Genomic DNA, 14,339 nt, shown 5'->3' with positions numbered 1-14,339 from the left:
CCTGACCGACGTGACAACCACGCCCCAGTGACCCGGGAGAGACCGGGCGGATTCAAGGGTGCCCTCTTCTCGGCAGACGGCTGGGCGGTGTTCCTTGCCGCCACCGTGTCCCGGCTGTACCTGGGCGTCCTGCTGAGCCTTGCCGTGATCGCTGTCCTGCCCGCCTTGATGGGCTGGCAGGCCAGCGTGGTGCGCAGCGGCTCGATGGAGCCCCACATCCGCACCGGGGATGTCGTGGTAGCCGCCGCGTTCGGCAGGAGCGAACCTGCACCAGTGGGAGGCGTGGTCCGGTTCACTGCCGCCCAACCAGACGGCCCGGCAGTAAGCAGGTTGCACAGGATCGTCGGGGTCAACCCCGACGGGACCTTCATCACCGCCGGAGACGCCAACGCCGAAGTCGACAGCGCCCCGCTCAAACGCGAGCAGATCACCGGACAGGCCCGGCTCCTCGTCCCGGCAATCGGACTGCCCGGCCTCTGGCTCTCCACCGGCAACCTGACCGCCCTAGCCTTCTGGGCCATCGCGACGCTTCTGGCTGTCGCGGCCGCCGTTTACTCAGCGCGCCCGGAACTGACCAGCGAATCTGCCCCTAAGGTCGCGCCCGTAAAGGCAGCCGCGTCCGGATCTCCGTCGCGAATATTCGGTTTCATCCGTCGTTCCGCCTTGCGCCGACGGGTGAAAGCGGCAGCCACCGTCGCCCTGACCATAGTGCTCTGCCTGCTGGTTATTTTGGGCGCGGCAGGGTTCACATCCGCGGCGGCCTTCACGTCCACCACAGCCAACCGGGCGAACACCTTCCGCGCGGCAGTGGACTGGGCACCGCCCACCGTCAGCCTGGCCAACCCCGGAACACCGGTGAAGGACACCGTCACGCTGACCGCGACGGCCGCCGACGCCGAAACGGGCATCCACGACGTCGTGATCCAGTACTTACCTTCCGGCGGCTCTTCGTGGACGACTCTGTGCACCGCGACAACCGCACCCTATTCGTGCGCGTGGAACACCAAAACGGTGACTGACGGCTCCTACAGCCTCCGCGCTATCGCCACTGACAACGCCTCACACTCCACGACCTCGGCCACCGTGGACACCACGGTCGCCAACAGTCTCCTGGTGGTCCTGACAGACCCGGGCGAAATCCAGCGCGGCACCGTGAACCTCGCAACGACCCTGTACAACCCCGGCACGAGCATCTACACGGTCAGGGTCGAATACTCGGTCGCGGGCGCAAACAACTGGAAAACCCTCTGCGCCGCCCTCACCTCCCCCTACAACTGCTCCTGGAACACCACCCTGATCGCTTTCCCCAACGGCTACTACGACCTGCGCGCCGTAGCGGTCTCCGGCATCACTTCCACTACCTCGGCTCCGGTGACCGACATCCTGGTCGACAACACGGCACCCACGGTCAGCATGACAGACCCCGGCACCCCGCTAAGCGGCACCAGAACATTCGCCGCCACCGCCGCGGACGCCGATTCCGGGATCGCCCAGGTCACCCTCCAATACTCCACGTCCGGCACCGGGCCCTGGACGACATTCTGCACGATCACCGCCACCCCGTACTCCTGCCGTTTCGACACCACAACACTGGCCGGCGGCACATACAGCTTCAGAGCCATCGCCACCGACGCTGCCGGCTTCAGCACCACCTCCACCCCGGTCGCCAACCGGGTCATCGACAACACCATCTCCTCCGTCTCCCTCGAAGACCCGGGCGACTACCTGACCGGTGTCGTCCCCCTGACCGCCAACGCCAACTCAACCGCCGGCGTCAGTTCGGTGAAGATCCAGTCCGCCCCGGCAGGGACCACGACCTGGACCACCCGCTGCACCGTCATGACAGCCCCCTACACCTGCGCCTGGGACACGCGGGCCGTGGCCGACGGGCTCTATGACTTCCGGGCCGTCCTCACCGACGGGGCTGCAAGGGAAACCATCTCCGCCACCGTCGCCTCCCGCAGGGTCGACAACAGCCCTCTGCGCGGAACCGACATCCAGACCGCCAACGGATCAGCCACCGCAGGAAAGCTCGGAACCGGCGACACCATGACGTTCACCTACAGCCAGCAGGTCAACCCCGCCACCGTCTCCCCGGGCTGGAACGGGACCGCACTTACCGTCACACTCCGCCTGCGCGACGGGAACCTCTTGAGCCTGGGCAATAACGGGGACACGGCGGACATCCAGCGAACCGGGTCCAGCGTGAACCTGGGCACGGTGAACCTGAAGCAGAACTATGCCAAGAGCCGCAAGACGGCCGTCTTCAACGCCACCATGACCGCCACCACCGCCACCATCAACGGCGTGCCCAGCACCGTGATCACGGTAAGCCTCGGCACGGTATCCAGCGGTGCCACCAGTCTGCGTACCGTGACCACCGCGTCCACCATGGTCTGGAGCCCCACCGCAGCCGTCACCAATCTGACGGGCATCCCGTCCTCAATCGCGCCGGTCAACGAAGCCGGCCCCCTGGATCGGGAGTACTGACAGTGCCACGGACTGGCCCTGGCCGGGAGAACCCGCGTTCCGATGGCTGGAGACCTTACTGGGGAAGGGACCGATGGTGAAGCTCACGGCGCACATCAAACGAGCTGCCGACGGATGGATGGAGCTGGAAGTCGATCAACTTCCCGGGCTTAAGGCCCATGCGCGAAACGTTGAGGACATCCCGGACGCAATACGGACTGCTGCCGCTGCATTAACGGGCAGGCCCCTCAAGGAATTCGACGTTGAAGTCATGTATTAGGCACTGAAGCGCCACGTCAGGTCCTTGCTGTCCGTTGGCCTAGCCCTCGGTTCGCGCATTTGAGTGACCGAGACATCGTTCAGTCATCAGTCCAGCTTGAGAGCCCCTCAACAGTCCCCGGGTTGCCCGAATCGATGCTGCCCAGCATATTCTGGACCACCATAGCCACTGCCGGTGCTGCCCCGGTGCCCGCGGCTCGCAGCTCTGATTCCAGGTCCCCCGCCAGTGCCCCCAGACGGCAGGCGCCCACCATCAGGCTGGTAATCCTAAGGCTGAGAACGGCGTCCATGGCCGTCTCAAGGTCCATCCGCTCCACAGCACGGCGCAGGCGGTCGACCCTGGAAGGCAACAAAGCAATGTAGTCCCGGACAAAGCCCTGACACATGGCGGAGCCCGGCGGCAACTCTTCACGGAAGCGCACGAGGACGGAATGATCCACCAAGGGCTGCCACTGGCGCAATGATTCATCCATTGGGCTTCCAGTTTCTTCGTGCTGTTGCGGGTCCCTGATCCCCCCTGGGCCCGGATCCTCCAACTGGCTGTCTTCCGCCGCCGCGTCCTACCGGCGTCGCTCCACGGTACGCACGCCACCCGCCGCCCGGAATGCTTTTCAAAAAAGATGGGAAAATCCTGATCCAGCTCCGCATCGGGGCTTTAGGATGAGGGAAGTGCCGCCAGGCACGCTCTGACCGGCCGCTTTGACGGCCGCCTAGCCGATTGCGGGGACCGATCGCCGTGTTCAGAACATTGAAGACTCTCGCCACTGCCGTTTCTGCTGGTATTGGACTGGCGCTGGCGCTGACTGTCGTTCCCGCCACGGCAGCCCAGGCAGCGCCTGCAGCGGCGAGTATCACTCTCAGCCCGGCGACAGGTCCGGCCGGAACCTCGGTCACAGTCACAGGCGCAGGCTTTAAGGCCTCCACCACGGGAACAGTGATCGCGGGCTCCGCCACGTACCCGCTCACCACATCATCAACCGGCGCGTTCGCTACCTCGATAACCGTTCCGGCAGCACCCGCCGGACCGCTGACGATTACCGCCAAAACCGCCTCGATCAAGGCCTCGTCAGTGTTCACCGTGACCGCCCCGGCCCCGGTGCTTCCGCCGGTCAGCACGGCCGCTCTTCACTTTGGCGTGGCAACGGCAGGCGGGCCGCTGGCCAGCGCGGAACTGGATGAAGTCTCCCGGCTCGCCGGTGAGAGCCCGACCAGCGTCCTCTTTTACGAGGACTTCCTGCAGCCGCCGCCAATCACCGAGATGAACGCCGTACGGGCACGCGGAGCCGTGCCGCTGATCACGTGGGAGCCGTGGGCCTGGGGCGGTGGCCTGGAACAGCCCGCCTACTCCCTGGACAGGATCACCGCCGGTGATTTTGACGCCCACATTACGCAGTGGGGCCAGGCCCTGGCGTCCTGGGGGCAGCCGGTCCAGCTGCGATTCGCCCACGAGATGAACGGCAACTGGTATCCCTGGGCTGAAGGGGTGAACGGCAACCAGACCGGCGACTACGTTCAGGCCTGGCGGCATGTGCATGACCTCGTGGCCGCAACGGGTGCCAGCAACGTGTCCTGGGTCTGGAGCCCCAACGTCCCCTACTACGGCTCCACCGACCTCGCGGGCCTGTACCCGGGGGCAGGTTACGTCGACGTCGTGGCCCTGGACGGGTACAACTGGGGCACCTCCGCGTCCTGGAGCGCCTGGATCTCGCCGCAGGACCTCTTCGGCCCCGGAATAGCGCAACTGCGGGCACTGGCACCAGGGACCCCGATCCTGATCGCCGAGACGTCCTCCAGCGAAGCCGGCGGCGACAAGGCGGCCTGGAACACCGGCCTGGTCTCCTACCTCGCGGCCCAGCCCGATGTCATGGGCTTCGTCTGGTTCCACATGCAGAAGGAAACCGACTGGCGCATCAACAGCTCCGCCGCCTCCGCCTCCGCGTTCAAGAACGCGCTGCAAGCCCGCCGCAGTCCGTGACCTGAAAACCCGTGCCCTGCGGGCACACCTATGGCCGATTCCGGAGCCGCGCCGCACCGCAGGCGTGGGCATTTAAGGGCGCACCTTGCTTTCCCGCCGGAACAGGGCCAGCAACGCCACGCCGATGAGCATCACGCCCAACGCGGTCAGCACGGCGGCGCCCACGTCCAGGCCCGTATAGGCCAGCCCCGTGGCGGCCAGTGCCGCCCCGGACGCCGGGATGGTCGCGTTCATTCCATACATGTCTAGTTAATTTCCTCTGCAGTGTATTGCGCTTCCCAGCGGTCAACCCGCCGCCGGGTGATCTTGGTAGTCAGAACCGCGCACCAGGAGGCCAGGAACCACCCGGACCGCAGCCACATGAACAGTTCCTGTGGGAAGAACGTGGCCGCCAGCAGGAGGTCTTTCCAGTCGCGGTGCGGGATCCGCAGCGCCCGCTTGATGTCCAGGGCCACGAAAAGGATGGGAACCAGCCACCAGAACAGCACGACGTGGAACACGCCCAGCGACAGCGACAGGACGATGACGGCGATCCAGAGGAGCTTCAGGAAGACACCCAGCAGGCCCATGACCTGCTGCCCCCAGTCCCTCAGCGTCAGCCGGTTGATCCCCAGGTCCAGCAGGTCCTCCACAGTACCGACCTGCCACTTCATCCGCTGGCCCCACAACGCCTTCACCGTCTTCATCGAGTCCGTGTACGCCCGGACGTCCGGGGATACCTGGCAGCGGTACCCCAGTTCCCGGATCCGGTACGTCAACTCGAAATCCTCCACCTGCGAGGTGTAGACCCACGGCCCTTCCCGGTCATCCCTGGCCGCGATCTGCCGCAGAACACTGTTGTTGATCGCGCAGCCCGTTCCCGCCAGCACACTGGTGCGGCCCCGGCGCAACGCCACATCGGTCCAGGTCGCGAATTCAGCCTTCTGCAGCCGGCTCAGGAACCCGGGATCCTGCATCGTGAACTTCGACGACGAACCACCCAGCTCGCCGGCGTCAGCGGCGAACTCCCCCGCCCACGCCTCAACCGCGTTCGGGGGAAGAACAGTGTCAGCGTCCAGACAGATCACCACATCGGCGTCGTACGCGTGCTCCGCCCAGGCACGGTTCAGCGCCTCAGATTTGCGGTGCTCCAGCCGGGGCAGCTCCATCACTGTGACCGGAAACTTCCGGGCCACCCGGGCCGTTGAATCCGTGCAGCCGTTGGGGATAACAACGATCAGATCAGCGGGACGGGACTGGAGCATCAGACCGTCCAGCGTCGCCTCGATTGAGCCCGCCTCGTTGTACGCGGGCACGAGCACGACAACGCGCAGGCCAATCGCGGCGGCGGGACGTGCTACCTGTTCCGCCGCATCAGCTGAAGGCGCCAGCGACACATGTGCAGGCATCGGCCCTCCCCCACGAATGCGCAGGCCCCCAGCGGGCCCGTGCAGATCCATCCTCTGGGGCCAGCCTCAGATTTCGCCCTTGGAGGGCCTCAAGATTGACTCAATTCCTGTCCCGTGGATCGTAGGCGGAGGAAAGGCGCGAACACTGTGTCCGGCGAGACGCGGGCGAATATGTCGAAGTCTGGTGGGACGACCGACCCTATCGGCAGGGCCAGGTCGATGACGCGATGCCCGCTGCCTCCGGTCTCACGCCTACGTGGCGACCATGCTCTTTGCAGGAGCCTCCGTGTATCTCACGACGTTCGCGTTCACGCGCTGGCACATGTTTCACACCCTCGCCAAACCGCGACTGGTTTCCGCGGCAATCTGTCTGGGACTCATCGCAGTTGCGCCAAATCCTCCAGCCATCGCATCCGTTGCGACTCTTGCCGCCGTCTTGATCATTCTGAATGTCGTCGAACACCGCGTCGTCCCTCGAACCTTGTACCGAACCTCATGTGCAAGCGAGGCCTCTCCTTGGGGAAGCCAAAGCCCTTACAACCAAGCCGGCTGACGTCCCAGGATGGTCCATGTCCGTGAGGGGACCCATACGGCACGCGCCTGCGTTAGTCGTAGGTGGAATTGGCATGACGTCGCAGCCAAACTTTCCGGACGTGCCCAACGTGGCTCGTGCTGGCATTCATGGCTGACCGGCCCAAACGTTCTCGATGGGCAGATAACCCAGAGCTGACGACGCGCATATTCCCCAATGACGCGCAGACGGTTTGGCGACACCCGCATTTGGGTGTCCCCAGAGCGTTTGCGTAGCGCCAGGCCGTTTGCGCGTCCCCACGACCAGCGGGCGGCAGGTACTGTGTCCGCAAATGCGAGAATCCTTGCCGAGTTCTAACACTTAGGCAGATAAATGTAAGAACTTCTTCGAGATTCTTACAGACGGGTCGCTCTCATGCCGGGCGTCCTGCGCGGCCGATCACCGCTGGTGCCTGCCGCCGTCGGACGCTCCTCCCCACTTCCTCCGCCCGGGACACGCAAAGCCCGGCGTGTCCCGGGTTTTGCGGTGGTCTTTTGGAGAGAAACCGGGCACGAGCGTCAAGATTTCGACAAGCTCAATCACCGGAGGGACAAGCTCGACCACCGGAGTGGGGCGGGTGGCCGCGAGGCCATCATGGTCTCGCTCTAATGGTTCAAAGGTTGTCCATCGCTTCGCAGGGGCTGGCCCCGGGGTGGGTTCGGCGGACGTTTATTGCCAGCCGGCTGATCAGGACGCCGAGGTTCCGGGCCTCGTCTTCTTCAAGCCCGGCCAGGAGGTCTGCTTCGGCGGCGAGCTGGCCAGACGAGCCGGCGTGTCGACATCCTCCGTCACGCGGATTGAGAAGGGCGACATCGACCCGACCCTTGGCAAGGGTTCTCAAGAGGGTCCATAGCAAGAAGATGCAGCGGTTTATTGAAAGTTAATAAACCATCCATACACTTGCTACGGTGACGGGATCTGGATAGCCAGTCCCGCACCTGCAGGCGCAGGCTTTTGTTGAACGTAAGCGTCAGCCACCTTTGAGACAGAACAAGATGCCTCCGGGGCTCGCTGTGGCCGAGTGAGCGCGGAAGCCTGCTGCCTGGAATTGGACCCGCTCGTCCGCGACAAACAGTTTGACCTGGCTACAGTGAGCGCCCGGCACCTTAGCCCGATAGGGCTCCAGAGGGGCAGGCTCAATTACCGGACGGATTTCGACAAGTTCAATCTCCAGGTTTTGGCGCGGGCGATGACCGCTGGGGCCCGGCCGCACAGTGCCCAGTATGCCGAGCCTGCGGCCAGTGAGGCCACGACAGCGAGGGCGGGGCTGAGTTCAACCAGCAGCGGGTAAACCAGCCAATGCACCAGATAGATGTGCAGGGACGCGCTCGCCAGCAGAACCGCGAGGCGCCGGAGCCCGGCCGGGACGGGAACGCTGGGCAGCCACAGGAGCAGGAGTATCCCGACAAGGACAGTCAGTTCACGGAGGGGGTTGTCGAAGAACCCCGGGATGGTCAAGGCGGCCACGGCGCTCAGGGCACATCGCTGAAGGACGTGGCGGGCTCGGGCAACCGCCCATCCCAGCGCGAAGAGCCAGAGCGTGGGCGTTGTGTGCGGAATTCCCGGCTCAAAAAGCTCATAGCGGGTGAGCAGCCCGGCGGCGAGCAGCACCAGCGGAAAGAGGAACGGGAAGCGCTTTTCGGCCCGGTCAACCCACGGCACGGCGAGCAGTGCCGTCATGCTGACCAGCACGTAGACGAGCACCTCGATGAACCAGAAATGCCATTGCGTGGTCACCTCCTCGGGTCCGATAATCGCGTTGAGGAGGACGATATTCGCCAGGCTGTATTTGTCGGTGATCAGGTACGCGAAGCCGATGAAGGCCACGCTGGGGATGATGACCCTGGCCAGGCTGGCCACTTGCTTCCGCAGCCGCGGCATACGTTCCCCGGACAGCTGGAACCGGGCAAAGTTGAACCCCGCCACTGCCATGAGCGCGTGGGCGGCACCGGGCCAGTGCAGGAATCCGACGTGGGTACTGACGATCAGGAAAATGGAGACCGCCCGCAGCACGATGCTGGTTTCAAGCCGGGCGAACAGACGGCGCCGCTTCCGCGACCGCGGCTGCTTAAGGCCGGCCCCAAGCACTCCCACCGGGGTGATGTGCCAGTCCGGGGGCAAATGTCCCAGTGCCTGCTCAAGCCGCACGGACGCCGCCACATACGAAAGCGAGTCCCCGCCGAGCGAAACGAACGTGTCGGCGTCGGAAATGTCCGTCAGCTCCAGCGTGTCTTCAAAAATCCGAACCACACTGTCCCGCGGCTTAGCTCCGGATTTCGCGCTGGAAGGCGGGTCCTGAACTGTGGGACCGCCCTGTTTGGAGAGGGCCAGGACGGCAGGGTAGTCCAGCTTGCCGGACGCCAGACGCGGGAGCTCCGGCACCGCGTGGACTTCCAGGGCAGCGCGCGGCAGGCCTATGCCCTGGGCGAGGAGCTTGCCCAACAGCGCCGGGTCGTGTTCACCCTCGACGGCGACCACGAGCCCCTGGTCCGTGCCGGCACTTGCCGCCTGAACCCCAAGGTCGGCAAGGATCCGTTCCACTTGTCCAAGGTCGACGCGCTGGCCGACGATCTTGACGAACCGGCTGCGCCGTCCCACTACCTCGTACAGTCCGTCAGCGTTCGTGCGTGCCAGGTCTCCGGTGCGGAGTTCATCCACCGTCCTCCCGAGGCCGAGGTCCTCCGGCGTCCGGGCGTATCCCAGCATCACGTTGGGCCCGGAATAGACCAGTTCCCCATGCTCCAGTCCAGGGACCGGGTCTATCCGGAAGGCGCCGCCGGGGACAGGGATTCCGATGGAGCCTGGCGACGTACCTGCCAGCCGGGGAGGGAGGTATGCCATGCGTGCGGTGGCCTCCGTCTGGCCGTACATCACAAAGAGATCCCAGCCGCTCCGTGCGCCCAGTTCGGCGTAACGCCGGACCAGGTCCGGGGCAAGCCTGCCGCCAGCCTGCGTTACATACCTGAGCGTGGGCAGATTCATCCCGGCGAACCCCACCCGTTCGAGCAACTCGAAGGTGTAGGGAACGGCTGCGAACGACGTCGCCCCCTCGCTGCGGAACAGATCCCAGAAACAGGGGTCCACCACGGACAGATCCGTCAGGACCAGGCTGGCACCACGGAGCAGGTGGCTGTTGATCACTGACAGCCCGTAGCAGTAGGACATGGGCAGCGTGGTCATCGCGCGGTCATCTTCGGTGATGCCGAGGTATTCCGCGATGGACTCGGCGTTCGCCTGGAGGTTTTCGTAGGACAGCCGCACGAGCTTGGGTGAACCCGTGGAACCGGAGGTGCTCAACAGAAGCGCCAGGTCCGGGTGCAGAGTGTGTCCGGTGCCCGGCCTTCGCTCCTCCAGGACCGTCTGGCCGTTTGAGGAACGAAGGATAACGTCCGGATCATAGGCAGACACGAGGGATTCCAGGGCAGCCGGTTTATCGGCGGGCAGGAGGATCAGCGGATGGCCGGCGGCCATGGCCGCCAAATACCCCACGAGCGAGTCGACGTCGTTACCGGCCGTCAGGGCAACCAGACGACGTTCGGTACCGAGGCGCCGGCCCAGGTCCTGAACACGCTCAGCCAGCTCCCGATATGTCAGGACGCCATTGCTGGTGGCAACGGCAGTCCTGTCACCGTTGCTCGCGAGGCTGGCGGCAAACCACAGGCGCTGAAGGTCAAGGGTGGTGCTCATAGCGTGGGGTCCATAGGTGTCTTCGGAGGGATTAGGGGAGCCTAACTCCGAAACATTACACCGGGCCCTGGCGAATTAAGAAACCAAAATGTGCCGTATTTCTCCAGCCGCTGGTCTAATGCGGCCGCTTAGGACCAGCGTTCGACGTCGGCACGCATGTCAGCAAGCTGATTCCTGAGTTCCGGCAGGCTGCGCGCTGCCGTTTGCCACACGATGTCGTTACGAATGGCCGCGTAGTCGTGAGAGAGCACATTCCGGAGTCCGCGCATCTGGCGCCAGGGTATTGCAGGGTACTGCTCACGCACCGCCTCCGGGATCCGGTCGGCGGCAGTGTTCAGGTCAATGAAAATGGACTTCATTGCCTCGCGTGACCGCCAATTGTCAGGATCGTTGAAGGCAGGCTCACCTTCGTCCACGATCTGCTGTGCCCAGCCCAGCCGTTCCTCCATGTCGCCGATCAGCTGGAGGACCCTGCCCTTCGGGGCCGTAGCGAGGGAGAAGGTGAGATCCTTCTGCTCTCGGGGTAAGAACTGGCCGCCCGCGGGAATCTCTTCGGAGTGCCGACTCACAGGGGAACTGCTTCGCTTAAGATGCGCTCCATTATTGGACCCCCTGAACCCGACGGGACGATGTCCACTTCCACGCCGAGCAGGTCAATCATGTCCAGGCGGAAGCCGGACAGGTCGAAAAGTGTTGCGCCCGGTTCGAGGTCAACCAGAAGATCGATGTCGGATGCCGGCGTGTCCTCGCCCCGTGCCAAGGATCCAAAAACCCGGACGTTGTGTGCTTTGTATCTGTGGGCGATCTCCAGTGTCTCGCCGCGGTGTTCAGCGAGGATCTCTGATGGCCGGCGCCTCAATGCATTCATGATCCGGTCAAGGGTTTCGGGCCGGGGGATGCGCTTCCCGGATTCATATGCTGAGAGATTTGGCTGGCTGACGTGCGAGAGCTCCGCTAGCCGCTTCTGGCTCAGCCCGGCACGAACCCTCTTCTCGGCTATCTCGCTGGTCATACGTCAAGTATATCGGGGCGATATAAATCTGGGCTGGGATTTCGGCCCGGGACTCGACGTTGGGATATGCGGAGGCGGCGGAGGGCGTCGAAATTGTCCGGCGGCCACATCCGGACGTGGCAATACGGCAAGCCACTCCACCAGAGCCGGGGGACCGACGTCGTGCGTTCATTCGAATTGATCTGGATCCGGACACCCTGCAGATCGTGGTGACGGGTCGCGCAGAGGATCATGTGGGATCCCCGATCAGCCCCTTAGCTCGGCGCGGCGGAACCGGAGTTCCCGCAGCGCCCCGTTCAGAGGTGACCCGGTGAAGGGAAGGTCTTCCAGATCGATAGCCGTGGCTGCCGCCAGCGCGATCTTGTCGGCGGCGGTGGCCGCGCGTGGGGGCAACCCGATGCTGGCCGCAAACTCCTGCCAATGCCGGGTCTTGAGGTCCTTGACGCGGCCGGAGATGGTCAGGGCCATGGTGTCATCGCCGTAGAGCAGCGTGCAGGGGATGTCGTAGACCGGTGCCACTACCCAGCCGCCGTGCCGGCCCTCCAGGACCGACGCGTTCTTGGCATGAAGGTCACCGTTTCCGGTCAGCCACGCAAAGACGAACTGCAGGTAGAGATTCCTGACGGCAACAGCTTTGGCTTTGCACAGCCCAGCCAACGCCTTCACTACTTCCTCGGAGCTCACGCCATATTTTGACGCCGGGGGGAGATTCAGGACCTGTGCGGCATCCTCCAGGGCCAGGCGCAGCAGCCCGTGGTCCTGCGTGCGGTCGAACCGCTCCACGAGGAGTCCGGGCAGGCCATTCCGGTCCAAGACCACGCTGTGCCTGGCCACCGGGATTTTCAGCGCCTTGGCCCCGGCGAGGTGTGCTGCTTCATTTAAGACCAGATGAGGGTGCCGGGGCGGATCCAGTTTGAGCAGGTACCGGCGGTTAGCCAGCGCGACCGGCCTCGTCAGCATCGAAGCGCTGGCTTTGGCCTGGACTCCCGGTAGCCCGTGAGGGTCCACTGCATCGGCGAGGGCAGCAAAGTCCAGGTCCTCCGGGCGCGACGTGTCCGCCAGCGGCAGTGGCTCCCCAGGCGCTTCTCCGGCGGGTACGATCTGCACGTCACCGGGAACGTCGGCCCCGACGGCCAACAGAAGGCTGAGCTCATCGCCGAGGCTGGTCTTCACGGCGTCCTTCAGGACCGTGAGGCGGTGGCCTTCGGGCAAGAGGCCGGAGTAGAAGGACGGCAGCGCGCCACTGGGTGCTTCCACCGGCTCCGCGACAACAGGCAGGGTGGTCGCGACAGGGCGGCCGGCTGTGCTGAGATAGCCGGGCGTGTAGGAAAAGACGACGCTGCCGCGGCTGGTCCGGTTCAAATGTCCCGCCAGGACACCTGCCTTGTACACATCCGCGCTGCGGACGAATCTCAGTCGCCCCAAGTCCTCAGGCATCGGTAGCCTTGAGGTGCAGCCCCACAGCGTTGGCCGCGGCGGCTACCGTGACCAGGGATGGATTGCCGGTCCCGGTTTCGATGGCGTGAACGGTCCGGGAGGACGTACCGATCAGGTCGGCCAGCGTGCCCTGGGTGATACCAGCCTCTTTTCGGGCGCGCCGAATGCTGGCCCCGATGGCTGCGACGTCCTCCATTGCGGCTCCTTCTGAAATATATTGCTGATTCCTCTGGTTTCACCGCCCACTTTTCCCTATGGGCTACAAATCTGCAACATATTTCAGAAAATGCGTTGCGACCCTGATGATCACGGGCAAAAGCTCGAATCAGAAGGATATTTCCGATCATCCACTGCCGGGGCGACTGGCCGGGTCTCGACGGGATCGACCACCGGGGCGGCTACTAGAATTGCCTCATGACACCACAGGAGCTGGCCAACCTGGCCCACTTGCGCCGGGCCCGTGACCTGATCGACCGCGAGTACGCCCGGCCGCTGGACGTGCCCACCATGGCCGCCGGTGCCCTCATGTCAGCGGCGCACTTCTCCCGCCAGTTCAAGGCCGCATACGGTGAGACGCCGTACAACTACCTCATGACGCGGCGGATCGAACGTGCCATGGCGCTGCTGCGCGCCGGTGCCGGCGTGACCGATGCGTGCATGGAGGTGGGCTCCACGTCCTTGGGGTCCTTCAGCTCGCGGTTCACCGAGATCGTGGGCATGACGCCCAGCGCCTACCGGGCCCGCGAACACCACGCCGTGAAGGCGATGCCCACGTGCATCGCCCGGCAGCACACCCGGCCCGCCCGCAAACCGAGCAGGATTGAAGAAGCTTCTTCCTAGCCGCCGTCATAGTCTGACTCGCCATAGCCTGACTCGACTGATTTTTCGATCAGGTCGGGAGAACTAATGCTGAGCGACAAACACCCGCCAGTTCCGCCTACAGGAGTTTGCGGATCAAAGAAGTGGCCGCATCCAGTCCATAGATCTCATTCAGAGTGTTCAAGATCGCCTCCGCCGATTGCATGGCATGTTCACGCCCGGATCGGTTAGACATTGCTTGGACAGCTGCTAAACCCAAATCCGGCCGCATCGAAACTGTTTCATAGGCGAAATCCTTCACGCTGACTATTTGGATGCCATCGGGATCTTACTTGGCGGAAAGTCACGGAAATTCTCCGTGACGATACATCCGGCGCCGCCTACTACCGCGGCGGCCAGCACATGTTCGTCATTCGGGTCGGGCAGACCGTACGTCCCCTCGAGGCCTTCCCAATCCATGACGATAGAATCCGCAAAACTTCGTCGCATCTGTTCAGCCAGATGGCGGGCCTTGTCCTGAGCCAGGTGTTGGCTGTCACCACGCTTGACCCTCTTGAGCTCCTCGTTGACTTCGACTTCCGCGAGGATGGCCTCGCTAAAAACGAATCGATAAGAGCCTTCGAAAGCCAGGGACAAGAGGAAATCTCGTTGCGTGCTCGGCCAAAGCACGCAGCTGTCCAGGAGCGCAGTGAACATGACCCC

General features: G+C 64.1%; 15 protein-coding genes. 4 read left to right on the top strand and 11 right to left on the bottom strand.

The window, feature by feature from the left end; genetic code table 11:
• Window positions 1-27: 27 nt before the first annotated feature.
• Window positions 28-2,490: a signal peptidase I gene (locus AC50YA_RS16430; RefSeq protein ID WP_494983301.1), complete on the top strand. Its 2,463-nt coding sequence runs from the start codon at window positions 28-30 to the stop codon at window positions 2,488-2,490.
• 73 nt (window positions 2,491-2,563) lie between these two features.
• A complete protein-coding gene (locus AC50YA_RS16425; protein WP_494983300.1) occupies window positions 2,564-2,749 on the top strand; it encodes a transcriptional regulator in 186 nt (61 codons plus the stop codon).
• Between the two features lie 79 nt (window positions 2,750-2,828).
• Here AC50YA_RS16425 and AC50YA_RS16420 read toward each other — a convergent pair whose 3' ends face one another.
• A complete protein-coding gene (locus AC50YA_RS16420; RefSeq protein WP_494983299.1) occupies window positions 2,829-3,221 on the bottom strand; it encodes an Hpt domain-containing protein in 393 nt (130 codons plus the stop codon).
• Window positions 3,222-3,484: 263 nt separating this feature from the next.
• Between AC50YA_RS16420 and AC50YA_RS16415 the strand changes: the two genes are divergently transcribed.
• On the top strand, window positions 3,485-4,723 hold the full coding sequence (locus AC50YA_RS16415) for a glycosyl hydrolase (RefSeq protein WP_494983298.1): 1,239 nt from the start codon (window positions 3,485-3,487) through the stop codon (window positions 4,721-4,723).
• 72 nt (window positions 4,724-4,795) lie between these two features.
• On the opposite strand, the gene AC50YA_RS16410 is transcribed toward AC50YA_RS16415, so the two are convergent.
• From AC50YA_RS16410 to AC50YA_RS16375, 8 genes are all read right to left on the bottom strand, one after another.
• Window positions 4,796-4,957 carry an LPXTG cell wall anchor domain-containing protein gene (locus AC50YA_RS16410; RefSeq protein WP_494983297.1) on the bottom strand — a complete coding sequence of 54 codons (162 nt, stop codon included), beginning with the start codon at window positions 4,955-4,957 and terminating at the stop codon, window positions 4,796-4,798.
• Between the two features lie 11 nt (window positions 4,958-4,968).
• The gene (locus AC50YA_RS16405; protein ID WP_494983296.1) at window positions 4,969-6,111 is read right to left on the bottom strand and encodes a glycosyltransferase family 2 protein; all 1,143 of its coding nucleotides are present in this window, start codon (window positions 6,109-6,111) and stop codon (window positions 4,969-4,971) included.
• A gap of 1,184 nt (window positions 6,112-7,295) precedes the next feature.
• Window positions 7,296-7,523 (bottom strand): hypothetical protein, encoded by a 228-nt coding sequence (locus AC50YA_RS16400; protein ID WP_494983295.1) that lies wholly within the window; start codon window positions 7,521-7,523, stop codon window positions 7,296-7,298.
• 299 nt (window positions 7,524-7,822) lie between these two features.
• Window positions 7,823-10,369: an AMP-binding protein gene (locus AC50YA_RS16395; RefSeq protein ID WP_494983294.1), complete on the bottom strand. Its 2,547-nt coding sequence runs from the start codon at window positions 10,367-10,369 to the stop codon at window positions 7,823-7,825.
• A gap of 128 nt (window positions 10,370-10,497) precedes the next feature.
• Window positions 10,498-10,938, bottom strand: a complete 441-nt coding sequence (locus AC50YA_RS16390) for a HepT-like ribonuclease domain-containing protein (RefSeq protein WP_494983293.1) — start codon at window positions 10,936-10,938, stop codon at window positions 10,498-10,500.
• The gene (locus AC50YA_RS16385) at window positions 10,935-11,381 is read right to left on the bottom strand and encodes a helix-turn-helix domain-containing protein (RefSeq protein ID WP_494983292.1); all 447 of its coding nucleotides are present in this window, start codon (window positions 11,379-11,381) and stop codon (window positions 10,935-10,937) included. Before AC50YA_RS16385 ends, AC50YA_RS16390 begins: the two co-directional genes overlap by 4 nt.
• A gap of 246 nt (window positions 11,382-11,627) precedes the next feature.
• Window positions 11,628-12,818 carry a type II toxin-antitoxin system HipA family toxin gene (locus AC50YA_RS16380; RefSeq protein WP_494983291.1) on the bottom strand — a complete coding sequence of 397 codons (1,191 nt, stop codon included), beginning with the start codon at window positions 12,816-12,818 and terminating at the stop codon, window positions 11,628-11,630.
• Window positions 12,811-13,014, bottom strand: a complete 204-nt coding sequence (locus AC50YA_RS16375) for a helix-turn-helix transcriptional regulator (protein ID WP_252598615.1) — start codon at window positions 13,012-13,014, stop codon at window positions 12,811-12,813. Before AC50YA_RS16375 ends, AC50YA_RS16380 begins: the two co-directional genes overlap by 8 nt.
• Window positions 13,015-13,232: 218 nt before the next feature.
• On the opposite strand from AC50YA_RS16375, the gene AC50YA_RS16370 reads away from it, so the two are divergent.
• Window positions 13,233-13,658 carry a helix-turn-helix transcriptional regulator gene (locus AC50YA_RS16370; protein WP_494983290.1) on the top strand — a complete coding sequence of 142 codons (426 nt, stop codon included), beginning with the start codon at window positions 13,233-13,235 and terminating at the stop codon, window positions 13,656-13,658.
• Between the two features lie 97 nt (window positions 13,659-13,755).
• Here the strand turns inward: AC50YA_RS16370 and AC50YA_RS16365 are convergent, their stop codons facing one another.
• Window positions 13,756-13,938, bottom strand: a complete 183-nt coding sequence (locus AC50YA_RS16365; protein ID WP_494983289.1) for a hypothetical protein — start codon at window positions 13,936-13,938, stop codon at window positions 13,756-13,758.
• Between the two features lie 5 nt (window positions 13,939-13,943).
• A complete protein-coding gene (locus AC50YA_RS16360) occupies window positions 13,944-14,333 on the bottom strand; it encodes a PIN domain-containing protein (protein ID WP_494983288.1) in 390 nt (129 codons plus the stop codon).
• Between the last annotated feature and the right edge of the window lie 6 nt (window positions 14,334-14,339).

Source organism: Pseudarthrobacter sp. RHLT3-21 (assembly GCF_059383495.1).
The sequence above is the reverse complement of the archived record's forward strand: the minus strand, read 5'-3'. Positions and strand labels throughout refer to the sequence as shown.

Excerpts from the sequence above, each read along its gene's own strand:
- AC50YA_RS16425 (WP_494983300.1), top strand. The coding sequence starts at position 2,564 with ATGGTGAAGCTCACGGCGCACATCAAACGAGCTGCCGACGGATGGATG.
- AC50YA_RS16420 (WP_494983299.1), bottom strand. The coding sequence starts at position 3,221 with ATGGATGAATCATTGCGCCAGTGGCAGCCCTTGGTGGATCATTCCGTC.
- AC50YA_RS16410 (WP_494983297.1), bottom strand. The coding sequence starts at position 4,957 with ATGAACGCGACCATCCCGGCGTCCGGGGCGGCACTGGCCGCCACGGGG.
- AC50YA_RS16405 (WP_494983296.1), bottom strand. The coding sequence starts at position 6,111 with ATGCCTGCACATGTGTCGCTGGCGCCTTCAGCTGATGCGGCGGAACAG.
- AC50YA_RS16395 (WP_494983294.1), bottom strand. The coding sequence starts at position 10,369 with ATGAGCACCACCCTTGACCTTCAGCGCCTGTGGTTTGCCGCCAGCCTC.
- AC50YA_RS16385 (WP_494983292.1), bottom strand. The coding sequence starts at position 11,381 with ATGACCAGCGAGATAGCCGAGAAGAGGGTTCGTGCCGGGCTGAGCCAG.
- AC50YA_RS16380 (WP_494983291.1), bottom strand. The coding sequence starts at position 12,818 with ATGCCTGAGGACTTGGGGCGACTGAGATTCGTCCGCAGCGCGGATGTG.
- AC50YA_RS16375 (WP_252598615.1), bottom strand. The coding sequence starts at position 13,014 with ATGGAGGACGTCGCAGCCATCGGGGCCAGCATTCGGCGCGCCCGAAAA.
- AC50YA_RS16370 (WP_494983290.1), top strand. The coding sequence starts at position 13,233 with ATGACACCACAGGAGCTGGCCAACCTGGCCCACTTGCGCCGGGCCCGT.
- AC50YA_RS16360 (WP_494983288.1), bottom strand. The coding sequence starts at position 14,333 with ATGTTCACTGCGCTCCTGGACAGCTGCGTGCTTTGGCCGAGCACGCAA.